At 59.6% G+C, this 23,209-nt stretch carries 20 protein-coding genes and 1 pseudogene; 6 read left to right on the forward strand and 15 right to left on the reverse strand.

Annotated elements, in window-relative coordinates; translation table 11 throughout:
* Nucleotides 1-27 precede the first annotated feature (27 nt).
* Nucleotides 28-1,563 carry an inorganic phosphate transporter gene (locus BJF91_RS14495; RefSeq protein ID WP_234801646.1) on the forward strand — a complete coding sequence of 512 codons (1,536 nt, stop codon included), beginning with the start codon at nt 28-30 and terminating at the stop codon, nt 1,561-1,563.
* A gap of 167 nt (nt 1,564-1,730) precedes the next feature.
* Here BJF91_RS14495 and BJF91_RS14500 read toward each other — a convergent pair whose 3' ends face one another.
* Together BJF91_RS14500 and BJF91_RS25630 are read right to left on the reverse strand one after the other, a co-directional pair.
* Complete coding sequence (locus BJF91_RS14500) at nt 1,731-2,264, reverse strand: GNAT family N-acetyltransferase (protein ID WP_075615175.1); 534 nt, start codon at nt 2,262-2,264, stop codon at nt 1,731-1,733.
* A gap of 6 nt (nt 2,265-2,270) precedes the next feature.
* Nucleotides 2,271-2,411: pseudogene (locus tag BJF91_RS25630) on the reverse strand (hypothetical protein); the annotation flags it as partial.
* Here BJF91_RS25630 and BJF91_RS25635 point away from each other — a divergent pair.
* On the forward strand, nt 2,385-2,702 hold the full coding sequence (locus BJF91_RS25635; protein ID WP_234801625.1) for a hypothetical protein: 318 nt from the start codon (nt 2,385-2,387) through the stop codon (nt 2,700-2,702). The pseudogene BJF91_RS25630 and the gene BJF91_RS25635 overlap by 27 nt on opposite strands.
* A 45-nt stretch (nt 2,703-2,747) precedes the next feature.
* Here the strand turns inward: BJF91_RS25635 and BJF91_RS14510 are convergent, their stop codons facing one another.
* The 7 genes from BJF91_RS14510 to BJF91_RS14545 form a co-directional block, all read right to left on the reverse strand.
* Nucleotides 2,748-4,181 carry a sensor histidine kinase gene (locus BJF91_RS14510; protein ID WP_075615176.1) on the reverse strand — a complete coding sequence of 478 codons (1,434 nt, stop codon included), beginning with the start codon at nt 4,179-4,181 and terminating at the stop codon, nt 2,748-2,750.
* Nucleotides 4,181-4,846: a response regulator gene (locus BJF91_RS14515; protein ID WP_075615177.1), complete on the reverse strand. Its 666-nt coding sequence runs from the start codon at nt 4,844-4,846 to the stop codon at nt 4,181-4,183. Before BJF91_RS14515 ends, BJF91_RS14510 begins: the two co-directional genes overlap by 1 nt.
* A 111-nt stretch (nt 4,847-4,957) precedes the next feature.
* Nucleotides 4,958-5,704, reverse strand: coding sequence for a metallophosphoesterase family protein (locus BJF91_RS14520; protein ID WP_075615178.1), 747 nt, complete (start codon nt 5,702-5,704; stop codon nt 4,958-4,960).
* Between the two features lie 3 nt (nt 5,705-5,707).
* Nucleotides 5,708-6,064, reverse strand: coding sequence for a hydroxyisourate hydrolase (gene uraH, locus BJF91_RS14525; protein WP_075615179.1), 357 nt, complete (start codon nt 6,062-6,064; stop codon nt 5,708-5,710).
* Complete coding sequence (locus BJF91_RS14530) at nt 6,061-6,573, reverse strand: ureidoglycolate lyase (RefSeq protein WP_075615180.1); 513 nt, start codon at nt 6,571-6,573, stop codon at nt 6,061-6,063. The genes uraH and BJF91_RS14530 overlap by 4 nt, the downstream gene beginning before the upstream one ends.
* 680 nt (nt 6,574-7,253) lie before the next feature.
* Nucleotides 7,254-11,237 (reverse strand): non-ribosomal peptide synthetase, encoded by a 3,984-nt coding sequence (locus BJF91_RS14540; protein WP_075615182.1) that lies wholly within the window; start codon nt 11,235-11,237, stop codon nt 7,254-7,256.
* A 1,051-nt stretch (nt 11,238-12,288) separates the two neighbouring features.
* Nucleotides 12,289-13,323: a glutamine synthetase beta-grasp domain-containing protein gene (locus BJF91_RS14545; protein WP_075615183.1), complete on the reverse strand. Its 1,035-nt coding sequence runs from the start codon at nt 13,321-13,323 to the stop codon at nt 12,289-12,291.
* A gap of 398 nt (nt 13,324-13,721) precedes the next feature.
* Between BJF91_RS14545 and BJF91_RS14550 the strand changes: the two genes are divergently transcribed.
* Entirely contained in the window at nt 13,722-13,901 is a 180-nt protein-coding gene (locus BJF91_RS14550) for a DUF2735 domain-containing protein (protein ID WP_075615184.1), read from the forward strand.
* Nucleotides 13,902-13,983: 82 nt separating this feature from the next.
* On the opposite strand, the gene uraD is transcribed toward BJF91_RS14550, so the two are convergent.
* Complete coding sequence (gene uraD, locus BJF91_RS14555; RefSeq protein ID WP_075615185.1) at nt 13,984-14,481, reverse strand: 2-oxo-4-hydroxy-4-carboxy-5-ureidoimidazoline decarboxylase; 498 nt, start codon at nt 14,479-14,481, stop codon at nt 13,984-13,986.
* 339 nt (nt 14,482-14,820) lie between these two features.
* Between uraD and BJF91_RS14560 the strand changes: the two genes are divergently transcribed.
* Nucleotides 14,821-15,867, forward strand: a complete 1,047-nt coding sequence (locus tag BJF91_RS14560) for an NAD(P)-dependent alcohol dehydrogenase (protein ID WP_075615186.1) — start codon at nt 14,821-14,823, stop codon at nt 15,865-15,867.
* A gap of 123 nt (nt 15,868-15,990) precedes the next feature.
* Here the strand turns inward: BJF91_RS14560 and BJF91_RS14565 are convergent, their stop codons facing one another.
* Nucleotides 15,991-16,518 (reverse strand): DUF992 domain-containing protein, encoded by a 528-nt coding sequence (locus BJF91_RS14565; RefSeq protein ID WP_075615663.1) that lies wholly within the window; start codon nt 16,516-16,518, stop codon nt 15,991-15,993.
* A gap of 206 nt (nt 16,519-16,724) precedes the next feature.
* Nucleotides 16,725-16,892, reverse strand: coding sequence for a CsbD family protein (locus BJF91_RS14570; RefSeq protein WP_075615664.1), 168 nt, complete (start codon nt 16,890-16,892; stop codon nt 16,725-16,727).
* Between the two features lie 299 nt (nt 16,893-17,191).
* Between BJF91_RS14570 and BJF91_RS14575 the strand changes: the two genes are divergently transcribed.
* Entirely contained in the window at nt 17,192-19,036 is a 1,845-nt protein-coding gene (locus tag BJF91_RS14575) for a sensor domain-containing diguanylate cyclase (RefSeq protein WP_075615187.1), read from the forward strand.
* A 73-nt stretch (nt 19,037-19,109) separates the two neighbouring features.
* Here BJF91_RS14575 and puuE read toward each other — a convergent pair whose 3' ends face one another.
* From puuE to BJF91_RS14590, 3 genes are all read right to left on the reverse strand, one after another.
* Nucleotides 19,110-20,030, reverse strand: a complete 921-nt coding sequence (gene puuE / locus BJF91_RS14580) for an allantoinase PuuE (protein WP_075615188.1) — start codon at nt 20,028-20,030, stop codon at nt 19,110-19,112.
* 145 nt (nt 20,031-20,175) lie between these two features.
* Nucleotides 20,176-20,883 (reverse strand): DUF1045 domain-containing protein, encoded by a 708-nt coding sequence (locus tag BJF91_RS14585; protein WP_075615189.1) that lies wholly within the window; start codon nt 20,881-20,883, stop codon nt 20,176-20,178.
* A 334-nt stretch (nt 20,884-21,217) separates the two neighbouring features.
* Entirely contained in the window at nt 21,218-22,411 is a 1,194-nt protein-coding gene (locus BJF91_RS14590) for an NAD(P)/FAD-dependent oxidoreductase (protein ID WP_075615190.1), read from the reverse strand.
* Between the two features lie 28 nt (nt 22,412-22,439).
* On the opposite strand from BJF91_RS14590, the gene mnmD reads away from it, so the two are divergent.
* On the forward strand, nt 22,440-23,189 hold the full coding sequence (gene mnmD, locus BJF91_RS14595; protein WP_075615665.1) for a tRNA (5-methylaminomethyl-2-thiouridine)(34)-methyltransferase MnmD: 750 nt from the start codon (nt 22,440-22,442) through the stop codon (nt 23,187-23,189).
* The last annotated feature ends 20 nt before the right edge of the window (nt 23,190-23,209 follow it).

Here is a 23,209-nt window from a genome sequence, read left to right on the forward strand (position 1 = left end):
CATCATCCGCTCGAACGCCCGTCGGCGATCGGTAAGTGGTTCATGCCGCTTTTCCTGGTCGTGCTGCTTGGTGGCCTTGGCTATATCGGCTATGCCCTGAGCCAGGATTTGGAAAGTGCGGCCTATGTGCCCTGGGCTCTGCTTGGGCTGGCGCTGTTGATTGCGCTCGGCTTCGAATTCGTCAACGGCTTCCATGATACCGCTAACGCGGTGGCCACAGTCATCTATACCCGCTCGCTGCCGGCGGAAATTGCCGTGGTCTGGTCGGGGCTGTTCAATTTTCTCGGTGTGGTGTTTTCGTCCGGCGCCGTTGCCTTCGGCATCGTGTCGCTGCTGCCGGTGGAGCTGATCCTGCAGGTCGGCTCGGGCGCCGGTCTGGCCATGGTGTTTGCGCTGCTTGCCGCCGCGATCATCTGGAACCTCGGCACCTGGTATCTCGGCCTGCCCTCGTCCAGCTCGCACACGCTGATCGGCTCGATCATCGGCGTCGGTCTTGCCAATCAATTCATGGCCGCCGCCGGCACCGCGACGAGCGGCGTCGACTGGTCTCAGGCCACAAATATCGGCCTGTCGCTGCTGATTTCGCCAATCATTGGCTTTGCGTTTTCCGCCCTGATGCTGCTGGTGATGAAGCTCGTGGTGCGCAACAAGGTGCTCTACGCCGAGCCGAAAGGCAACCTGCCGCCGCCGCTGTGGATCCGTGGCCTGTTGATCTTCACCTGCACCGGCGTCAGCTTTGCCCATGGCTCCAACGACGGCCAGAAGGGCATGGGCCTGATCATGCTGATCCTGATCGGCCTGGTGCCGACGGCCTTTGCGCTGAACCGCACGCCGGACCCGCATTATCTACGCGCCTATGAAACCGCCTCGCGCAATGTCGAGATGGCGCTGCAGGCCTATGTCAAGCCGGGCGCCACAGTCGCGGATGCCCGCGCCGAGGTTGCCAATGCCGTGAAAACCAAGAGCTGGAACGACAACACCACGCTGGCGCTACAGCAATTTGTGCACACCTCCACCGAACAGATCTCGAAATTCCCGACGCTGGAAGCCGTGCCGACCGCGATGATCGGCAATATGCGCAATGACATCTACCTGATCGGCGAAGCGCTGAAACTGATCGACAAGAACAAGCTGCTGCCGATGCAGCCGGCCGATCTCGATGCGGTCAAGGCCTACCACGCCGCCGTCGACAACGCGACGAAGTTCATCCCGCTCTGGGTCAAGGTCGCCGTGGCGCTGGCGCTCGGGCTCGGCACCATGGTCGGCTGGAAGCGGATCGTCGTCACCGTCGGCGAAAAGATCGGCAAGACCCACCTTACCTACGGCCAGGGGGCTGCCGCAGAAATGGTGGCCATGGTCACCATCGGCGCCGCAGACCATTTCGGCCTGCCGGTCTCCACGACCCATGTCCTGTCCTCAGGCGTCGCCGGCACCATGGCCGCCAACGGCTCCGGCCTGCAATGGTCAACCGTGCGCAACATGATGCTGGCCTGGGTGCTGACCCTGCCCGTCTCGATCGCGCTGTCCTTCGTGCTGTTCCTCCTGCTGCGGCAGGTGTTTTGAGGCAAACCTGCGGCGGCTGGGAGACTGGCCGCCGCCGATGCCGCTAGAAGTGTTTCCAGAAAAAGTGAAACCGATTTTCCTCCGGAAGTACGTAAAAAAGAGTTGGAAAACTCAGAAACACTCTACAGCGCCGTGCATTTTTATAAAACGCACGGCGCTGTAACACTTTAAATGTGCTGTATACCATTGTCCTGGGGCGGGAGCAGGGCTTTCAGCGAAGAAACACCGGCTGACATGACGATGGTAGCTATGGTCAGGGCACCAATAAGCTCCGCCTTTTCTCGTCCGATCTCGACAAAGTCCAGCCCTGCGTAAAAAGCCATAGCAGATTTGCTGCTTTCAAGCACTCTGATTTCGACAGTCTCAGCTTGTTCAATGACGCGGATGGCCGTCCTTAGCAGTTCTGAGCCAATTCCACGACGCTGCTGATCGGGCAAAACATACAGCCCCCAGACATAGGCAATGCGACCACGTTCGGCGATAACAATGCTGCCTTGAAGCTGCGTGTCGATAACTGCGCAGTAGCCTTTTTCTCCAGCGCCGGGCAGCATGGCTGCCACACCATGTTGCTCCAGATCGGCAAGCATGGTGGCTAGAGCATCTTCCCCAAGACTTCGACGGTAGGTTGCCATCCAACTGGAACGCCATAAATCGATCAGAGCGCCACTATCCGCATCGGTAATCCCACGAATTACGGTCATAGCGCCTCATTCTCGCACATCGGTCACCGTATTAGACAGTAACTCGAAATCGAAAGCTTCGATTGATAGAACTGGCCACGCATTGATCCCATCCTCCGGGAAGCGCGGCAGAAAATGAAAATGCAGATGATCCACGGACTGCTCAGCGGAGCTACCATTTGCATTGAGAAGGTCGAAACTGGTCGCTTCAAGCCTGTCTGCTTAACGCTTAGAAAGGCTTTGGACGATCAACAGCAGATCCGTGCCCAGTTCCGCAGGGCAGTCGCGAATGTCGTGATAATGCTCCTTGCTGACGATGAGTGTATGGCCGTGAACGTCTGGCTTCAACGGAAAAAAGCAAATAAAATGATCACTTTCCAGTACAATATAGGCCGGAGATTGCCTGCCGATGACGCGGCAAAAATACAGTCGTTTTTAATTTCATACTACGATCCTTAACCGAGAGGCATGCCAGCAACACGGCAATATTCACGCAGACGTCTCTCACGCCCTCGGCAACCGCACCTCCACCTTCAACCCACCATCATCAGACGTGCCGAGCGTTACCCTCCCCCCGGCGCCGTCGACGACTTCCTTGACGATGGCAAGGCCAAGGCCGCTGCCTTCGGCCTGGGTGCCGATGATGCGGTAGAAGCGTTCGAACACCTGGATACGCTCGGCCTCGGCAATGCCGGGGCCGCTGTCTTCGACGCGAAGCACGATCTCGTTGCCGAGCGGCGTCACCACCACGGTCACCGTGCCCGGTGCGGGCGTATAGCGCAGGGCGTTGTCGACGAGGTTGACCAGCATTTCCTTCAGCATCGTGCCGTCACCGATGACGGGGGCGGCCTCGTCGGCGTCGAGCCCGATATCGATGCCCTGGCGCAGCGCCTCTTCCACCCGCGCTTCCAGCACCTGCCGGGCAACATCGGCCATGTCGACCCGGTCTGCACGCGGGGCGCGGCTGCCGGGTTCGGCCCGGGTCAGGGTCAGCAATTGTTCGGCAAGCCGCGTCACCTGCCGGGTGGAGCGGATCAGTGCCTGCAGCGCCTCTTCCCGTCGCGCCGGATCGGTTTCGCGGGCGGCAAAACTCGCCTGGGTGGACAGCAGCGTCAGCGGCGTGCGCAACTGATGCGCGGCATTGGCGACAAAGCGCCGCTGCGCCGCCATCTGCTGCTGCACCCGGTTCATGTAATCATTGAGCGCCTGCACCAGCGGCCTGAGTTCCGTATGGACAATGCCCTCGTCGAAGGGCTCCAGCTGGTCGCGGCGGCGCTTGCGCACGGCATCGCGCAGGCGCAGCACCGGCGCCAGCCCCCGGTTCAGCCCCAGCACCGTCACCAATCCGGCCACAAGCACCAACAGCACCTGACCGTTGAAATCCGAAAGCCATAATTGCGTGCGCATCGCCTGCTGGCTGTAGCGGGTCACGGCCACGGTCACCGTCACGCCATCGGCCACGCCGCCTTCGCTATTGGGCGCCTCGACCGGATGCAGCCCGACAACGGGATGGTTGAGCATCAGTGCGCGCACATTCAGGTTGCGAAACACCATGTCCTCGCCCTGGCGCATCCGAGCCGGAACCTGCAGATCGGCATAGCCGGCCACCAGATTGCCCCAGGCCGTCGTCACCTGATAGAAGACGCGGTCGCCATGGCCGGTGTCGAAAATCTCCAGAGCAGCTGGCGGAATATCCACTTCAGCATTGCCGCCGGCATCGACCCGCACAGCTTCGGCGATCATCCGGGCGGAGCCAAGCAGCATATTATCGGTCACGAGATTGGCTGTCGTGCGGGCGAGAACCAGGCCGAAATAGAGATTGAAGCCGATCACCCCGACCAGCGTCACCAGCACCCAGGCCAGCAATTGCGCCCGCAGGCTGTGGCGCAGCCGCAGAAGAACCCGCACCGGCGAGAGACTGGCACCGCTCCGGCCCATCAGGCCGCCCGCAGCATGTAGCCGAGCCCGCGCAGCGTGGCGATCTGTACCGCTCCACCTTCCAGCTTCTTGCGCACCCGGTGCACGTAGATCTCGATGGCGCTGGGATCGGTCTCGGCATCGAAGCCGAACACGCTTTCCGACAGTGCCGCCTTGGTTACGGTGCTGCCGGCCTTCAGCATGAGATATTCCAGCACCGAATGTTCGCGCGGCGTCAGCGACAGCACCTCGCCTTTGAGAGAAAACTGCCGCGTCGCGCTGTTCAGCACCAGATCGGCCACGGCGATTTCAGGGCTCGCCAGATCATGGCCGCGCCGGATCAGCGCACGCAAACGCGCCTCCAATTCGGCCATTTCGAAGGGTTTTGCCAGATAGTCGTCGGCGCCGGAATCCAGCCCCGCCACCCGCCCGTCCAGCGAGGCATTGGCGGTGAGGATGATCACGGGCACCTTGCTGCCGGCGCGGCGAATGCGCTTCAGCAGCGTCATGCCATCCACTTTCGGCAGCGACAGATCGAGCACGACGGCGGCGTAATCGGCAAGCTCGAGGAAATGCTCCGCCTCCTCGCCGTCATGGGCGGCATCGACGGTGTAATGCGCCTGTGTCAGCGCCTTGGCCAGCCAATCGGCCAGTTCATGATTGTCTTCAACGATCAGCAGTCGCATGATGGCTTGGTCATCCCCTCTTCCGCGCCCATCATACAGTCCTGCACAGCAAATACAGCCGTGCAGGCGATGATTTCCGCTGCAATCTCGTTGAATGTCAGAGCAGCGAGTTCATGCAAGCCAGCCGCTGGCAAGCGCACTCGCCCAATCCGGCCGGCCCCGTTCGGAAGCCAGCCGCGCCATGTCGAGATGGCGGTAGGGCACCAGCCTCGACGTGACCGTCCAATGTCCCTCTGTCTTGTCGAGGATAGCATAGGAGGCAAGAGGCGTTCCCGCCTCGACCCTGTGGTAGAAGGGCACATCGTCGTCATAGGCCGGGCAGCCAACGCTGCCGGGATTGACGATCAGCCGTCCATCCTCCAACCGGATACTGCGCGGCAGATGCGAATGGCCGCACAGGATCAGCTCCTGGTCGATGCCTTTGGCGAAGGCTTCAATTTCGACCCGGGATCTCAGATGCACCAAACCATCGGGGCTGACGCTATCCAGCCAATAGACATCGTCAATCTCGGGCGTCGCATGGCAGAGAAACACCTGGTCGCGCCAGACGGTGGTTACCGGCAGTTGCCGCAGCCAGTTCAGATGCCGGGGCGACAACTGATCATAGGCCAAGGCGTCGGAGGCATGCATATCCGCCCGCGCCAGCTCGATCAGATAGCGATCGTGATTGCCCCTGACGGTCACGAGTTCGAGCAGCAACAGCAAGTCGCCGGTGCGCCCGGCCTCCAGCGGCCCGGAAAAGCAATCGCCAAGATTGACCACATGGTCATAGGCAATGCCTTGCGCGGCGATATCCGCCAGCACCGCCTCCAGCGCCAGGCAATTGCCGTGAATGTCGGCTATGGCGGCAAAGCGCATGGCTCAGCTGCCGCGATAGGTGGAATAGCCGTAAGGCGAAAGCAGCAGCGGCACATGGTAATGCGCCTGAGGATCCGAAATGCCGAAGCGGATCGGGATCACGTCCAGAAACGGCGGATCGCTCAGCGCCATGTTCTGGCTTTTCAGATAATCACCGGCATGAAACAGCAGCTCATATTGCCCAACGCGAAACTCTTCACCAACGAGAATAGGCCCGCCATCGACACGTCCGTCGTCATTGGTGAAGATCGTCTTGATTAGCTCCGCCTCCTCGCCCTTCATCCGCATGAGCTGAATGCGCAGGCCAGCGGCCGGTCGGCCAAGCGCCGTGTCGAGAACATGGGTGGTGAGGCCGGTCATGGGCGGGGCTCCAGAATCACGTAAGGGGCGTCGAAGAAAAACTCCTCCAGATTGTTTCCCGGCCCGTCGCGATCCGCAACCAGAAAATCGCTGACCGCGCCGATTGCCATCAAGGGATGGTGCCAGACATTGCAGCGATAATTCACCCCCTGATGCGGCTCTGCCAGAAACACCTGCGGCACACCCGGCTTTCCATCGCGGTCTTGCGACACCGCCACCAGGAAGGACCGGCCAGACAAAGGCGAAAAGCTTTGGCTGCCGAGCGGATGACGCTCCATCATGTCGATCTCATAGGGAAAGGACCTCGGCTGGCCACGGAAGATATTGAGGATCACCCGCGCGCACTCGCCAATCACCTCAGGGCTGGCCAGCCCGTGAAACCGCTCGGTCGTGCCTCCGTTGATCAGCCGCATCCGTTCCGGATCGGCCTCGATGACATCGCCGAACTGTGCAAAGGCTTCAGCTGTCAGCGGACGCACGGCAAGGATAAGGGCAGAAGACAAGGTCATGGCAGGGTCCGGCTTGGAAATTAGATGCCTCTCCTGCATAGGCAAAATCTGGGAGGAGCGGAAGAGCGGTGAGAGGCGCTTCTTGAGGTCACCTTGGAAGCCAAGCCTACACTATCTCGCAACGCACGAGATCTGTGGCACCCACTCGGCCTCATCCCCGCATATTCACTTGTATTCGTCCCAGACCAATAGCTTGATCACAACTAGATCCTCCTCCTTATACATCGTTTTGAAAGTGACGTATGCGGCCGTCATCATAGATGTCGAAACCCCGGTTAAAAAGAATAAGAACGATAAGACGGACGTAATATCGAAAATATAGCGCAGAAGTTGGTGATGCCCGTGTCTATAAAAGATCGGAATCACCATCAGAACCGAAAGCGATGCGGCAAATCCTCCAAGGCAGATAAGAGATGTTCTCCGCTTCATCTTTCGCTCCTTAAAACGCCGCGCGTTTTATAAAGGCGCGTAACAGACGCTTTAACATTTTAAATTATGCAATAGAAATCAACAGGGCTCGTAAATTCGCACGTCGGCACGTCGACCGAAATCGTAAGGCGCTCCACAGCGCGGGTTGCACCCGCCTCCTCAATAGCACAAGCGCCGCATACCTTATCAGATACGCGGCGCCTGTGTTGGTCACACTTTCGAAATCCGACCGTTTCGGATCCTATGCGGCCTCAGCCCACTTTCAGCTCAAGCTCCTTGACCGCCTGCGGCCGGCGCAGGACCAGGAATTCCCGCAGCAATTCGGCCTGCACGATGGCACTGATATGGCCAGCGGGCTCGGGGTTGAGCATGTCATGATGGTTGCAGGCCATGTCGCGCAGATAGACGCGGCCCTCGACATGCGGCAGCCAGGTTTGCGCGTCGTAATGCAGAATAGCCTCCAGCGCTTCGCCGCCGGCACTTTTCTCGGCGCGGAAGAAATGCATGTCCACATCGATCTTGCCGGGTGTGAAACGCTGCGCGATATCGAGATGGTGCAAAATTGTCGACTTGGCCCGCTCGACGAAGTCAGGATCAAACTGGTTGACCTGTTCCAGCAGAACATGGTTGTCGGCATCGAACATTTTCAGCACGAAATCGCCGAGTTCGGCCAGCGATGGGTTGGCGCCCGCCGCCGCCTCATCGAAGCCGAGGAAGCCGAGGGCGGCGCGCGCCAGCGCAGCATCGTCCTGCAATTGCGGCGCAGGTTTGAAATGATAGCTGTCGAGCATGCCGAGGAAGGCAATGCTCTCGCCTTGGGCACGCAATTGCCGCACCATTTCATGGGCGATCAGCCCGCCAAGCGACCAGCCGAGCAGATGGTAAGGCCCCTGTGGCTGGATCTTGCGGATCCGCTGCACGTAAAGCGTCGCTATTTCCTCGATCGAGCGCGGGAGAGCGTTGAGATCATGAAGACCGTCCGACTGCAGCGCATAGACAGGCACATCTTCGCTGAGATGCTGGGCCAGCGCAAAGAAGCTCCAACCAAGGCCGAGAACCGGGTGGATGCAGAACAGCGGCGGGCGCGTGCCCTTGGCACGGATAGCAAGCACCGGCTCGATCAACGGTGAGCTGCCACCGGCTCCATCCAGATGCACGGCAAGAGCCGCAATGGTCGGTGTCTCGAACACGGCGCCGAGCGGGATATCGCCCTTCAACTTGGTGCGCACGGCCGAGATCATGCCTGCTGCGGCAAGCGAGTCGCCACCGAGCACAAAGAAGCTGTCGTGGATACCGATCTGCTCCAGGCCAAGAATCTCGCACCACAGTGCAGCCAGTCGCTTTTCGGCCTCGGTACCCGGTAGGGCGACACCGTCAGTCACCGTCCATTGCGGCACCGGCAACGCGTGGCGATCAGTCTTTCCATTCGAATTCAACGGAATGGCTTCAAGCACGACATAAGCTGCGGGGATCATGTGCATGGGCAGCACACTGCCCAACCGTTGCGACAGATCGGCGGGATCGATTTCGGCCCCATCTCGTGGCACGACGTAAGCGACCAGGCGCTTGTCGCGACCCGGATCGTCGCGCAGGATGACCACAGCTTCGCGCACTTCGGGCAAGCCAGTCAGCGCCGTCTCGATTTCGCCCGGCTCCACGCGGAAGCCGCGGATCTTGATCTGATGATCGTTGCGGCCGAGATAGTCGAGCACACCATCCCGGCGCCAGCGCACAAGATCGCCGGTGCGATACATGCGCGCCTCGCCGCCGGCGAATGGATCGGCCATGAACTTTTCTGCCGTCAGATCGGGCCGGTCGAGATATCCCTTGGCCACGCCAGCGCCCCCGATATAGAGCTCGCCGATGAAGCCCGGAGGCACCGGCTGGCAATGACGGTCCAATACGTAAACGCTGGTATTCCAGATCGGCCGGCCGATCGGCGCGGTGTCGAGATCACTGCCGGACAACGGCATATTCGTCGACCAGACCGTCGTTTCCGTCGGGCCGTAGACGTTGAGCACGGGGTGACCGAGCCGCGACATCTTGTGGGCGAGATCCGACGGCAGCGCCTCGCCGCCGACCAGGCTGCGAAGCCCCTCCAGCCCTTCGGCATGATCGGCCAGCAGCGCCCGCCACAGAGACGGCGTTGCCTGCATGATGGTAACGCCATGGTTGCGGATCAGACCGCTCAGGACCGCCGGGTCACGCACTTCCGAGCGCAGCGCGATCACGGTCTGAGCGCCGGCCAAGAGCGGCAGATATAGCTCAAGTGCTGCAATATCGAAGGAGATCGTCGTTACCGCCAGCAGTCGATCGTCCGCATCCAGCTTCAGCAGGTCCTGCATCGACAGCAGGAAGTTCATCAGCGCCTTATGTGGAATTTCCACACCCTTCGGCCGGCCGGTCGAACCCGAGGTGAAGATGATATAGGCGGTATCGGTCAAGGCCGGACCCTGCGGCAATGCAGAACCCTCACGCTGCAACGGCCCGTCGAGGAAGATCAGGTTAGCGATCCCATCAGGCAGATTGCCGGACACGTCTTGCGTTGTGATTACGGCCGCCGGGCACGCGTCTTCCAGGATCATCGCCACGCGCTGGGCGGGATCGGCCGGATCGAGCGGCAGATAGGCCGCACCCGACTTCAGCACTGCCAGCAGCGCCACCACCATGTTTTCCGAGCGCGGCACGGCCACGGCTACCAAGGCACCGGGCCGCACGCCCTTTTCGACGAGATAGCCGGCCAAATGGTCGGAAGCGGTATCGAGTTCGCCGTAGGTCATCTTGCGACCACCGAAGGACAGCGCCACGGCATCCGGCGTGCGGGCGGCCTGGAGGCGGAAGAGTTCCGGCCAGGTCTTTTCCGGCAGCTTATGGGCGGTGTCGTTCCAGTCGATCAATATTTCCTGGCGCTCCCAGTCCGATAGCAGACTGATGTCGCTGAGCGGCCGCGACGGATCGGCAAGAACGGCTTCCAGCAGGCGGGTAAAGCGGGCTTCGTGATCGGCCAGTTCCTCCAGCGTATAGAGCGCCGGATTGGCATCGAAATCGATGCGCATGTCACCATCGTTGCCACGGTCATAGGCGAAGATGGTAAAGTCGCCCATCGTGCCGTTCGACAGATTATGCGCGGTGGTCGGGTGCCCCGCAAATCGCAGGTCGTAATCGAAAGGCTCGATATTGACGCTTAAAAGCGCGATCTGTTCATCCTGGCGCACCATGCGGAGATCGCGGCGCATGTCCTCATAGCGGTAGCGCTGATAGCGCAGCGCCCGGCTCATCTGCTGCGCCACCTGCTTGGACACGTCCGCCCAAGACACGCCAGGCGTCATTGGAAAGCGCAGCGGCACGGCATTGGCCGTCATCCCCGGCACCCGGCGCATCGCTTGGCTGATACGGGCAGTCACCATGGTAATCATGGTGAATTCCTCAACATTGGTCGCCTTGGCATAATAGGCACCGACCAGCGCAATCATCGCCTGCGGAACGGAGGCGCCGAAAGCACGGCTGGTCTCGGCAAGCGCCTTGACGGTCTTGCGGTCGAGCACCGTCGTATGGCGCAGCAATCCGCCCGAGGGCTCGCCCTTCTTCTTCATCAGCGTCACCGGCTCGGGCAGAGCCTTCAGTTGCTCGGTCCAATAGGCGCGGTCGCGCTCGAAATGCTGGGAGCTGCGATAGGCGCGCTCCATTTCCAGCAGTTCCTGCGGCGAGCCGCAATCATAAGGTTCCGGCTGGCGGCCTTCGTTGAGCGCGTCATAGATATCGACCATGCGCCGCGCCAGAAGCCCACCGGAAAAACCATCCATGATCAAGTGATGCGCCCAGTGATACCAGACCCATTCCGCCTCGGCGAGCTTAAGCAGCGACGAGCCCCAGAGATTATCGTTGGCAAGGTCGATCGGCTTGCACAGCTGCTTGCGCATCCAGGCATCGGCGCTGGCGGCTGGATCTTCCGTTCCACTGAAGTCGATCACTTCAAACACGCCGCAATAGGCAGCCATCACCACCTGATGCGGCTGGCCGTCGACTTCCTTGATACGTGAGCGCGTTACGGCGAAATCGTCGGAGAGGCGGCGCAGTGCCTGACAAAACAGGCCGGGGTGAATAGGACCATGAATTTCAATGGATTCGGCCAGCACGAAGCTAAAATCCGGCGGTACAACCTTCTGCTTGACCCACAAACCCGCCTGAGCAAGGGAAACCGGAAAGACCTGTTCATGTCTGCCTACGAAAGACATTGAAAATACCTCGCTGAAAATCGGCCGAAACCCGAAAACAATTAAAAGCAAAAGAAGATAAAAGCGGCGAGCAAGTAAAACGGCAATCCGTTACCTCAAAAATCCGCCATATTGGAATGTGTGCAGATATACCCGGTAAAAACCATCCAAAATTCTTAAAAAACCACAATAGCCCCGAGAGAAAGATCACGGGTAAAACTTAATTTCATTTGAAACAGTGGCCTATTAGGCCGAAGAGCAACTAAAAAAACCTGCGGATTGAAATGCGGAAACTCAAACTTCTGATAATGATGAAAACAGCACTGACCTGATTTGTAAAGTGACTGTGGCGCGATAACCCGTAAAAATCAATGAAAGCGGCGGCCAATAGATAATGCGCTTAATGCTGAATTAATCGACCCCAGGTGGTAGGCGCATGCCGTTCACCGGAATGATTTCGACCTTCGTCTAACTCAAGTATATACAATGAAAATGAACCAATTTTGACACCGGCGCTGCACGTCAAACTGACCCGGAACGGGAAAACTGCGGCTCGGCAACAAAAACGAAATCAACTTAAAGTGGCAAAACAAAAACACATGCGCTTTGCATGAATGAATAGTATCATGAACTTGCTGTTAGACCGATACCGGTATCGATGATTTTATCGTTTCGAAATGTCGGCAACAATAACGCGAGAGGTTACCTCGCACATCACACCTAGCAGCATTCAAAATGGACGGATGCGCAACCCTGAGCCGCAAAATCAGTCCGACCACTTTGCGAAAACCATTGCCACACCAGCGGCATCATCGAATGTAGCGTCACTTGCGGCAACAGACCGACAAAGCAGGACATAAAGGTCAGCCGCTTGAAGTAGAAGCAAGAGCCTTGCCCCGCCCTGCGCTTGTCTGCAGGAAAGACCGCAAACCGGTCATGCCTGTTTGAACATTTAAAGTGACCGAGGGCGTCAAACACACATTTGCGGGTGCTGACCCCTTATCGCGACACAAGCACGACAGGCACGTTAGAAAAAACGCCCCGGTCGTTGGACCGGGGCGCGACAGTGAAATCAGGCAGCTTCCGACTTTGCGGTCGGCACTTCGGCGATGGTCTTCAGGACCTGCGAAGCGATCTGGTAAGGGCAGCCCTGGGAGTTCGGGCGACGGTCTTCCAGGTAGCCGCGGTAGCCGTTGTTCACGAAGGAATGCGGCACGCGGATCGAAGCGCCGCGGTCGGCAACGCCGTAGGAGAACTTGTTCCACGGAGCGGTTTCGTGCTTGCCGGTCAGACGCAGATGGTTGTCCGGGCCGTAAACGTCGATATGCTCTTTCCAGTTCTTGGCGAAAGCAGCCATGAGGGCTTCGAAATAGTCCTTGCCGCCCACTTCGCGCATGAACTTGGTCGAGAAGTTGCAGTGCATGCCCGAGCCGTTCCAGTCGGTATCGCCGAGCGGCTTGCAATGGAATTCGACGTCGACAGCGTATTTTTCGCACAGACGCAGCAGCAGGTAGCGAGCGAGCCAGATTTCGTCAGCGGCCTTCTTGGAGCCCTTGCCGAAAACCTGGAATTCCCACTGGCCCTTGGCCACTTCGGCATTGATGCCTTCGTGGTTGATGCCGGCAGCCAGGCAAAGGTCGAGGTGCTCTTCGACGATTTCGCGAGCGATGTCGCCGACGTTCTTGTAGCCGACGCCGGTGTAGTAAGGACCCTGCGGAGCGGGGTAGCCATGTTCCGGGAAGCCGAGCGGACGGCCGTCCTGATAGAGGAAGTATTCCTGCTCGAAGCCGAACCAGGTGCCTTCGTCATCCAGAATGGTGGCGCGGCTGTTGGAAGAGTGCGGGGTAACGCCATCGGGCATCATCACTTCGCACATGACCAGCGCGCCGTTGGTGCGGGCGGGATCGGGGTAAACCGCAACCGGCTTCAGAACGCAGTCCGAGCTATGACCTTCGGCCTGCTGCGTGGAGCTGCCGTCGAAGCCCCAGAGCGGGAGCTGTTCGAGGGTCGGGAATTCCGCGAATTCCTTGATCTGCGTCTTGCCGCGAAGGTTCGGGACCGGCGTGTAGCCGTCCAACCAGATATACTCGAGCTTGTACTTGGTCATTGTCGATCTCTCATAAGTCCAGCGCCCTGCATCGGGCGCACCCTGGGATGAATCTCCGGCAGTCCGGGAGTCGGCTTTTATGAAGCATGAACCGTGCCAGATACGCGATCATCCCGACCAGACAATCCAAAAATTTGCACGAACATAAGGAACAACTGAATAGCCACGGGATTTTTAACGGTTTTACGACACAATCGGGCCAGCCTAGCCAGCGCAAAGTGATGCAAGTGCAAAACAAAGCCGCATCGACGCTCGGAGTTTAGCCGCAGCAGAAGTGCAATGCAGCATAAATTGATTTATTTTTGGGCAATTTGCACTTTCTATGTGCAATTTTTCCGAAAAAGTGCTAGGAGATTCATCCGGGCGGAGGAGCTCGAGGAACAACGGAAGGCATTGCGATGACAACGAGCCTTGGTCGGGAATCGGCAACAATCTACGAATTCCCAGTGCGCAACCCGCAGCGACTGCGGGAAATGCGCGAACGCACTCTCAAAAAGCCCATCATCCTGGAAAGCGGCGCCGCCAGCTGGTACCACGAAGAAGCGATCCGTGAGGCCGAAGAGGCGCGCAAGCAGTGATATAGGCCGTCCGGCCCAGCAGCCTGCTGGGCCTCATTGGCTCGGAACGCGACCGTTTGTTCAAAGCGGCGTCTTCCGGCGGTCAGCCCTCGGCGGGAAGCATAGCCTCGAGCCGCAGCCGCGCAATCTTTTCGACCTGCATGCAGGCGGTGGAGAACTCGGCATCCTGACTGTTGGCGATGCGCGTCTCGAAGGCAGAGAGAATATCGTCCTTCGTCAGCCCCTTCACCGCGATGATAAAGGGAAACCCGAATTTCTCGGTATAATTGGTGTTGAGCTCGGTGAAGCGAAGGTGCTCCGCTTCCGACAGCCGATCGAGCCCGGCTCCGGCCTGCTCATTGCGGCTCTCCTCCGTCAGCTCCCCCGCGATTGCCAGCTTGCCCGCGAGATCGGGATGCGCGCGCAATACGCCCAGCCGTTCCGCGACGCTGGCGGTGCGAAAAATCGCGCTCATACCATCGTGAACGCTATCAGCGGTCAAAGGCTCGTCAATCAGTCCGGCATCGAAGGCCCGCTCGGCGATGAAGGGCGAATGCTCGAAAATCCCACCAAATTGCGCAATGAAGTCCTGACGTTGCATTGATGCCCCCTCTTTGAATGTATCCCCGGCATCCGTCGGCAATGTCTGCACAGCCGCTCTCGGACGCGAGCCGACGCCGCAGGTTTTTGTTATCGCGCGGTATCGTTTGACAGCGCTTTTCCTGCTTCGCCATGATGGCATCCAATACGTCCTTGGTGGGAAAAGGCAAGGCCGGCCTTAGAGCTCCGATCCGGCAGGCGATTGGGACTGAAATTCCAGCTCGAATATGTAGACCGTGTGTTGAACATCGCGCCCGCACACCTATCTATGATGCGGGCGTACCGCAGCCGCGGCTTTCTTCGCCCTTTCCGAGATTCCCGAACACATAAGGAGCGCCGCATGCCAATCGCAAGAGGTTATGCCGCAACCGACGCCAGCAAGCCGCTGGAGCCCTTCACCTTCGAACGTCGTGAGCCAAACGACGACGACGTCGTGATTTCGATCAAGTATTGTGGCGTCTGCCATTCCGACATTCACCAGGCCCGCAATGAGTGGGGCATGTCTGCCTATCCGATGGTGCCCGGCCATGAAATTGCCGGCGTGGTCACCGCTGTCGGCTCCAAGGTCAGCAAGTTTAAGGTTGGCGACCATGTCGGCGTCGGCTGCTTCGTCGATTCCTGCGCCCATTGCGCCGCACGCGATCCTGACATCGAGCAGTATCTGCCCGGTCTGGTCCAGACCTATAACAGCGTCGAACGCGACGGAAAGACACCAACCCAGGGCGGCTATTCTGACAGCATCGTCGTCAAGGAAGGCTATGTCCTGTCGATCCCGGACAACCTGCCGCTCGACAAGGCAGCCCCCCTGCTCTGCGCCGGCATCACGCTCTATTCGCCGCTGGCACACTGGAAGGCCGGCCCCGGCAAGAAGGTCGCCATCGTCGGCATGGGCGGCCTCGGCCACATGGGTGTAAAGATCGGCGCAGCCATGGGTGCGGAAATCACCGTGCTCAGCCAGACCCTGTCGAAGAAGGAAGACGGCCTGCGTCTCGGCGCCAGCCATTACTATGCCACCAGCGATGCCGAGACCTTCAAGACGCTGGCCGGCAGCTTCGACCTGATCATCTGCACCGTCAGCGCCGATATCGATTGGAACGCCTATCTCAACCTCTTGAAGGTCGACGGCACCATGGTTCTGCTCGGCGTGCCGGAAAAGCCGGTTCCCGTGCATGCCTTCTCGGTCATTCCCGCACGCCGCAGCCTCGCAGGCTCGATGATCGGCTCGATCAAGGAAACCCAGGAAATGCTGGATTTCTGCGGCAAGCACGACATTACGTCCGATATCGAAATCATCGACATCAAGGACATCAACGCTGCTTACGAGCGCGTGCTGAAGAGCGACGTGCGTTATCGCTTCGTCATCGACATGGCAACGCTTGCCGCCTGATCGACATGGAGGGGGATGCTTTGCATCTCCCTATCCCTGCTTGATCAACGGCATAGAGCCAACAAAAAAATCCCCCGGAACCGACCGGGGGATTTTCTTTTCTGGAGTTTGAGGCGCTGGAGATCAGCGTGCGGCGCGCAATTGCAGGCGCGAGACGCCAGCGGCAACATTGAGGCCTGTGCCGGTTTCGGCACTGAGCGGCTGCAAGCCGAAATTCTTGTTGCTACCGCCGACCAGCGCATTCCCACCCAGACCTACGCCGACTGAAGCGCGGGCGGAAGCGCCGACATAGGTCCCCGCCAATGCGCCCTGACCGGTGGTCGTCGGACGAACATTATAGACTATCCAGCGAATGTAGCTTTTGCCGGTGACGCCGACATCCAGGCCCAGCTTGCCAATCGAGCCGGTATAGCGCTCGACCTTGCCAGTGCGCTGTTTGAAATCGCAGGTGACGCTGCGGCTGGAGCCGATCAACATGCCAACCCCGCCAGCCACTTCGCAAGACAGCGTACCCAGCCGTTCTTTCGGCTGCGTCGCCGTCATCTGCGATGCGGGATGCCGAGTAGCGTGACGTGTGTTGGCGGCTTCCGCGGCCGGCGCAATTGCCATGGCGAGGGTCGCAATAGCGACAGAAGCAAAAATCGTTTTCATCAAACATTCCTTTTCGATGGCCCGCTTGTCTGGGGGCTGCGCCGCGACCGGCTTTAACCGACAGAGCGCAGAGCCTTGCCCATCAAGCGATCGACAGCCGTTGATGCGGCTGTCGATGACGATAGAGACCTGCATTTCAGGCGAGCGTGCGGCGCGGTTTCAAAGTTGATCACCGCGCATCGCTTCTGCGCCTTTTTGCGGCCTGTTTACTTCACGGCGTCTTTCGCCTTGCCGACAGTAGACTGAACCTTGCCGGCAGCCTTATCCATCTTGCCTTCAGCTTCCATTTTCTTGGAGCCGGTTACCTTGCCAGCGGCTTCCTTGACGTTGCCCTTGACTTCCTTAGCTGCACCTTCAACGCGATTCTTATCCATAATCTTCATCCTATCTTCGTGAGGGAAGACCGTTGTTGGTTTTCCGTAGCTTAAACGCCCCGACACGAAAATGGTTCGCCGGTCATGACGGAAAAACGCTGCCGACGATGTAAAGTGGTGCAGATGTTATGAGGACACGCAACTTTAGCGGCAATTAATTAGGGGTACGGTTTTTTAGATTGTGCCCGTATTATGAAATAACTTTTTAAGCTTCGGATCTTAAAGTGACGTCGACTGGATAAGACGAGAACTACCCGATGATATCACCGCCACGAGCAGCCCTGAATTTCAAACCATGTATGGTGATCTTCAGCTGCGTTGTCCTGTTTCTTTCTCTGGCGGTCTGGTTCGAACTCTCCAGCTGGAATGCCCAGCTGTCGCGGACCAATTCTTATATGACGCAGACGGCGCGGGCGATCGCCCAGCATACCGACGATGTGATCGAAGTGGCGAAACAGCCGCTGGCCGGCGTCACCTTCCAGATCAGCGACAAAAACAAGACTGTCCTTCATAGCCTCGAGCTAATCCATGTCATGCGCGATATGGTCAAGCGGTCGCCTTATCTGCGCAGCCTTGCCTATATCGGTGCGGATGGACGCCTGATCGAATCAACGGTCGACAGCTTTGCAGGCGGTCTCGACCTCTCGGGGCAAGCCTATTTCACCCGGCATCGCAATGACATCAGTCTGGAGCCGCTGATCGATGGTCCCTACAAGGGGCTGTTGTCAGAGCAGTGGTTCATCACGCTGTCGCAACGGCTCAACAATGACCAGGGGCAATTTGCCGGCGTCGTCGTCGCTACCGTCGATATCAAGCACTTCGTCAATTTCTTCAATAGCTTCGACACTTTCGACGGTGGCACTTTCGCCATGATCGACGCGACCGGGCGGCTATTGATCCGTACGCCGATGAACGAATCTGCGATGGGCAAGAGCCTTGCCGATACGCCCCTCTATCGCGACGCGCTGTTGGTCAGCAACAGCGGCAATTTCAACTATGTTTCGCCCTTCGACAACATCCGCAAGGCATCGGGCTACTTCAAGAGCAGCAAGACCGGCATAACTGCACTGGTGGCCATTCCAAAGCAGGCGGTCCTGCGCCATTGGATCCGCCTGGCGCAAACCCGCTGGCTCTGTTCGCTGATCGCGCTGGCGGCTTCCGTTGGCCTGGCAATCTATTTGAGCCGTCAGTCGGAGCTCAGACGGCGCGACGAGCGGATTATCGCCGCGCGCGAGGCGGAATTTCAGGTCATTGCCAATGCCTCATCCGACCTGATCGAAAAGCTCGATGATCACGGCATCCGCCAATATGTCTCGGCAGCCTCGCGCTCGGTTTTGGGCATCGAACCGGAAAAACTGGTCGGTCAAAGCATTCTCGAAAGCTACGATGCCGATGCTCGGCAATACTGGATCGAGGCGCTCGCCAACATCACCGCCGGCTCTTCGGTCGAAAGGCTGATCGTCCGCCGGCAAAAAGAGTCCGGCGAGTTGGCTTGGCTGGAGACAGTCGTCACACGGGTGCGTAGTTTCTCCGCCGGCAGCGGCATGGTGGCCGTCACCCGCGACGTGACCAGCCAGAAGCGGGTACAGGAAGAATTGGACCGCCTTGCCAATACCGACGAGCTGACACAGCTCTCCAACAAGCGTCACTTCACCGGCCAGCTGAAACGTCTCGCCAGCGAGGCCCGGATGGTGGGCACGCCGCTGTCGCTGCTGGTGCTCGATGTCGACCGGTTCAAGCTGTTCAACGATACCTATGGCCATCTTCCCGGCGACACCTGTCTTCAGGCAATCTCCGCCGAAATACAGCACACCATCCGCCAGGGCGTGGATCTTGCCGCACGTTATGGCGGCGAAGAGATTGCCGTGCTGCTGCCAGGCATGACAGAAACCGAGGCCTGGGCCATGGCCGACCTCATCCGCCACCGCATCGCCCTGCTCGGGATCGTCCATCAGAAAAACCAGCCCTGGGGCCATGTCACCGTCAGCATCGGCGTTGCCAGCCTCTGCCACGACAACGATCCCTCCGACGATGCCCTGTTCGTCAAGGCCGACCAGGCGCTCTATCTGGCGAAGAATACTGGGCGCAACAAGGTGGTCGGATCTGCTGATGTCAGCGACCAGCAGACCGCCGCTGCGGCTTAAAAAGCAATTTGCAGCGAAGCGGCCGGACACGGCAATAGGTTACCACCGACTGCGGTCATCTGACTGACGAATGCTACCACGCCGGCTTATGGTTGGCGTGCCAGTGACGGGCGATCTCGAGCCGGGTCGGCGTCCAGACCTTGTCATGGGAGAGCACATAGTCGAGGAAGCGCCTGAGCGCCGCAGCACGACCCGGCCGTCCGACCAACCGGCAATGCAGACCGACGGACATCATCTTCGGCGCGCCCTCGATACCTTCCTGATAAAGCGTGTCGAACGCATCCTTCAGATAGGTGAAGAATTGGTCGCCGGAATTGAAGCCCTGCGGCGTGGCAAAGCGCATATCGTTGGTTTCAAGCGTGTAGGGAATGATCAGGAACGGCTTGCCGTTTTGGTCGGGCACCCAGAAGGGCAGATCGTCGGAATAATTGTCGGAGGAATAGAGAAAGCCGCCCTCCTCCATGACAAGCCGCAGCGTATTGTCAGAGGGCTTGCCCTGATACATGCCATAAGGCCGTTCGCCTGCCACCTCGGTATGCAGCCGCACGGCTTCCAGAATATGCTGGCGCTCGACCTCCTCGGAGAAATCCTTGTATTCCAGCCAACGATAGCCGTGGCTGGCGATTTCCCAGCCTGCCTCGTTCATCGCCGCCACCGCCTCCGGGTTGCGTGCCATGGCCAGCGTCACGCCATAGACCGTGACCGGCACGTTCAGCCCGGTAAACATCCGGTGCAGCCGCCAGAAGCCGGCACGCGAGCCATATTCGTAGATCGATTCCATATTGAGATTGCGCTGGCCGGGCCAGGGCGCGGCACCGACGATCTCCGACAGCAGGTTTTCGGATGCCTGATCGCCATCGAGAATACAGCTTTCGCCGCCCTCCTCGTAATTGATCACGAACTGCACCGCCACCCGTGCACCGCCCGGCCAGCGAGGATCGGGCGCATGCCGACCGTAGCCGATGAGATCGCGGGGATAGGATTTATCGGTCATGCAAATCACCCTCTGCTTTTTTGGCAACGGTAGGCCCGTGCCTAGCGCTTGTCGAGAGGATGTTGCGCTGCAATTTCAGGGAAGAAAGCGTGACGCACTGGCGAAACAACCGGCGGCGGCAATGGCGATGCCTGACGCGATCCGCTCAAGCGATCTTGCGCGCCGATACCCGCCCCATCGGATGCAGCGAATGCACGACCAGCGGCGCCCCCGGCTCCCGCTCGACGAACAGCGCCAGATTTGAAAACACCACCGACCCCTGCAGCACCGGCGCGAAATAGGTGGCGGCGGCCTGGTGAATCCGATCACGCTGGCTCATGGCGACCGGCCCGGTCAGCGGCATGTAGAACCGATATTCGTCCAGCACGTGCGGATCGCCCCAGCGGTAGAGGTTGGCAAATTGCGGCGCGCTCAATCGCTCAGGCGCCATGCGCTCGATCTCCGCATCGCTGAGCGGTGCGCGGAACCGGTCGAAATTCTGCACGACCAGGGAGGCGACCCGTTCGAGCTGGTTCGACGGCTGGGCGAGCGTCAGTGCGCAGAAGTCGCCAAGCCGCGCAACTTCCAGGCCAGACAGAGTGAAAGGCTCGACGATGCCGGCAAAATGCATCAGCTCGCGCAGCAGCTGCGCCTCGCTCGCCTCTTCATGCAGGGCAAAGGGCGCCTTCAGGCAGGCATGAAAACCGCTGCGCCGGGGCAGCGCGGTATGAAAAGCGAGGTCGTGCAGGCCAAACCCAGGCAGAGCAGGATGTTCCACCGGTTCGCCGGAATAAACATTGCGTCCCAGCCAGCTTGCGGCCGCGAGCGACAAAGGATCACGCGCAGAAGGTGTATAGCAGATCGAATATCGCATGCGAGTGGCCTCCGGCAGCGACGGGCATCTCACGGACGCACCAGGAACGCTGCAAATATTTGTATTTTTTATACAATTTTCAATTCACGGCATGCTTGACCGGTGTTGCCCGGCCCTGGCGGAACAGAATCACTCCCATTCGGTATTCCGCATGGGCTGTCAGATAGGCGATTTGCATGACACTATGACGAAAGATAGCAGTGCTGAATTCACTTTAGACGGGAAATCACAGCGGCTTGATCGAAGTCGGGCATGTCGGCAGCATGTCGCAATCCGTCCGAAAGACTGTTTTATTCGCGACGATAGCGCGTGAAGCCCTGGGGTAGAGCACGGTTCAGGCCGGGTTCTGCGGTCTCGAGGCGACCTGCAGATGATGGGCGAAGGTGAAACCCGGCGGCAAAACCGGCTCTTCGCCAAAGATCGGCCGCAGTGCCTGGCGGGCCAGGCTATGGGCAAGGCCGAAGCTGATCTTGAAGCCGCCGGTGAGCGCGATCAGCCTGGGGTGATCGGGATGGGCGCCAACCATCGGATCGCGGTCGATCGCCTTCGGCCGCAGCCCCGCCCAGCGCTCCACCACCGGCGCCTCAGCCAGAGACGGCACCAGCCGGCGGGCCTTGGCGATCAGGGTTTCCAATTGCTCGTCCGTGGACGAGGGCTCCGTCCAGCGATTTTCGCTGGTGCTGCCGATGGCCACATGCCCGCCCTCATGCGGCACGGCATAGACGCCATCGAGATAGATCAGCGGCAAATCGGGATCGATATCGGCCTTCAGAAGCGCCGCCTGCCCCTTCACGGCCATACCAAGGGGCTGGGCATCGTCCGGGCTGAACCGGTTAAGCAGCGGAAAACTCCCTACCCCGGCCGTGATGATGGCATGGCCAAAGCTGATCGTCCGACCATCCGCCAGTTCTGCCAGTTGCCGATCAGGATCGACGGCCTTTACCGCAGCACCTTCAATGATCCGGCAGCGCGACGACGCAGACAGTCCCACCTTCAGCGCCGCCGTGAGCCCGCGCGGCGACACCCGCGCAGCCAGCGTGTCATGCACCAGGCCGGCACCGGTCACCGCCGCATCCGGCCAGCCGTCGCCGGCCGGCGAGCGGTCGATGACACCCCAGGCAAATTGCCGATCGCCGGCCCGCCAGGCGGTGACGGCGTCCTTTTGATGGCGCTCGGCGATCACCCGAAGATGCGGCTTGGGTAGTGGAATGAGCCGACCGGACCGACGGTAGCCAACGGCAATTCCGGTCTCTTCTTCCAGCAGGCGCGCTTCATCCTCCAGCGCCAGCAGCGCTTCGAACTGGAACTGCTTCTTGGTGTCCCATTTATCCGGCATATAAGGCATCAGCGCCCCGAGCAGCCCGCCGCTTGCACCGCTGGCGAGGGTAGCGCCATCGACCAGAGCCACATCAAGTCCGGCTTGAACCGCAAACCGCGCCGCCCAGAGGCCCATAATGCCTCCACCGACGATGAGAACATCGGGCCGCAGTTGACCGGAGACCGAAGCCGTCCTATCGCCTGTTTCCATGACCCAATCTCCATTCTCAACCGATCCGATGCCAGACGATAGCGGGCCGCAAGCCGAGATAAGGCAAGAGGGGCCGCTGACCTGGCAGGACGGCGATATGCCCTATTCCACCGCCTTTGGCGATCATTTTTACTGCCAGACCGATGGCCGGCTGGAATGCGGCCATGTGTTTCTTGCCGGCAATCACCTGCCGGAACGCTGGAGCGAGCGCAAGGCGCAAGCCGGATCCGATGCCGCCACATTTCGCATTGGCGAACTCGGCTTTGGCACCGGGCTGAACGCCATGGAGACCTGGCGGCAATGGCAGGAGACACGGCCGACTGATGGCCACCTTACCTTCGTATCCTTCGAGCTTTATCCGATGCGCGGAGAAGATATCGACCGGGCGCTGTCGCGCTGGCCGCAGATCGACCGGGAGCGGCAGGGTCTGCTGTCGCTCTGGCCGGAGACCCCGCAAGGCCGTGTCGAACTCGACCTCGACGCCCAGACCCGGCTGATCGTCGTCTGCGGTGACGCGCTGACCTCGCTTACGGATTGGGCAGAGCCATTCGATGCCTGGTATCTCGACGGCTTTGCCCCTGCCCGCAACAGCGCCATGTGGTCGCTGGAGCTGATGACCCGGCTCTATGAACTGACCGCGCCGGGCGGCCGCTTCGCCACCTACGCCGCCGCCGGCTTCGTGCGCCGTAATCTCAAGGCGGCAGGCTTCGACATTGAGCGCCGTCCAGGCTTCGCTGGCAAGCGAGAAATGCTGTGTGGAGCAAGGGTGGAAGGTTGAGGGGGAACCTGTGGTGCTGC

This window comes from Gillisella taibaishanensis (assembly GCF_001938985.1).
GTDB classification, from domain to species: Bacteria; Pseudomonadota; Alphaproteobacteria; order Rhizobiales; family Rhizobiaceae; genus Allorhizobium; species Allorhizobium taibaishanense.

Excerpts from the sequence above, each read along its gene's own strand:
- BJF91_RS14500 (WP_075615175.1), bottom strand. The coding sequence starts at position 2,264 with ATGACCGTAATTCGTGGGATTACCGATGCGGATAGTGGCGCTCTGATC.
- BJF91_RS25635 (WP_234801625.1), top strand. The coding sequence starts at position 2,385 with ATGCAGATGATCCACGGACTGCTCAGCGGAGCTACCATTTGCATTGAG.
- BJF91_RS14510 (WP_075615176.1), bottom strand. The coding sequence starts at position 4,181 with ATGGGCCGGAGCGGTGCCAGTCTCTCGCCGGTGCGGGTTCTTCTGCGG.
- BJF91_RS14515 (WP_075615177.1), bottom strand. The coding sequence starts at position 4,846 with ATGCGACTGCTGATCGTTGAAGACAATCATGAACTGGCCGATTGGCTG.
- BJF91_RS14520 (WP_075615178.1), bottom strand. The coding sequence starts at position 5,704 with ATGCGCTTTGCCGCCATAGCCGACATTCACGGCAATTGCCTGGCGCTG.
- uraH (WP_075615179.1), bottom strand. The coding sequence starts at position 6,064 with ATGACCGGCCTCACCACCCATGTTCTCGACACGGCGCTTGGCCGACCG.
- BJF91_RS14530 (WP_075615180.1), bottom strand. The coding sequence starts at position 6,573 with ATGACCTTGTCTTCTGCCCTTATCCTTGCCGTGCGTCCGCTGACAGCT.
- BJF91_RS14540 (WP_075615182.1), bottom strand. The coding sequence starts at position 11,237 with ATGTCTTTCGTAGGCAGACATGAACAGGTCTTTCCGGTTTCCCTTGCT.
- BJF91_RS14545 (WP_075615183.1), bottom strand. The coding sequence starts at position 13,323 with ATGACCAAGTACAAGCTCGAGTATATCTGGTTGGACGGCTACACGCCG.
- BJF91_RS14550 (WP_075615184.1), top strand. The coding sequence starts at position 13,722 with ATGACAACGAGCCTTGGTCGGGAATCGGCAACAATCTACGAATTCCCA.
- uraD (WP_075615185.1), bottom strand. The coding sequence starts at position 14,481 with ATGCAACGTCAGGACTTCATTGCGCAATTTGGTGGGATTTTCGAGCAT.
- BJF91_RS14560 (WP_075615186.1), top strand. The coding sequence starts at position 14,821 with ATGCCAATCGCAAGAGGTTATGCCGCAACCGACGCCAGCAAGCCGCTG.
- BJF91_RS14565 (WP_075615663.1), bottom strand. The coding sequence starts at position 16,518 with ATGAAAACGATTTTTGCTTCTGTCGCTATTGCGACCCTCGCCATGGCA.
- BJF91_RS14570 (WP_075615664.1), bottom strand. The coding sequence starts at position 16,892 with ATGGATAAGAATCGCGTTGAAGGTGCAGCTAAGGAAGTCAAGGGCAAC.
- BJF91_RS14575 (WP_075615187.1), top strand. The coding sequence starts at position 17,192 with ATGGTGATCTTCAGCTGCGTTGTCCTGTTTCTTTCTCTGGCGGTCTGG.
- puuE (WP_075615188.1), bottom strand. The coding sequence starts at position 20,030 with ATGACCGATAAATCCTATCCCCGCGATCTCATCGGCTACGGTCGGCAT.
- BJF91_RS14585 (WP_075615189.1), bottom strand. The coding sequence starts at position 20,883 with ATGCGATATTCGATCTGCTATACACCTTCTGCGCGTGATCCTTTGTCG.
- BJF91_RS14590 (WP_075615190.1), bottom strand. The coding sequence starts at position 22,411 with ATGGAAACAGGCGATAGGACGGCTTCGGTCTCCGGTCAACTGCGGCCC.
- mnmD (WP_075615665.1), top strand. The coding sequence starts at position 22,440 with ATGCCAGACGATAGCGGGCCGCAAGCCGAGATAAGGCAAGAGGGGCCG.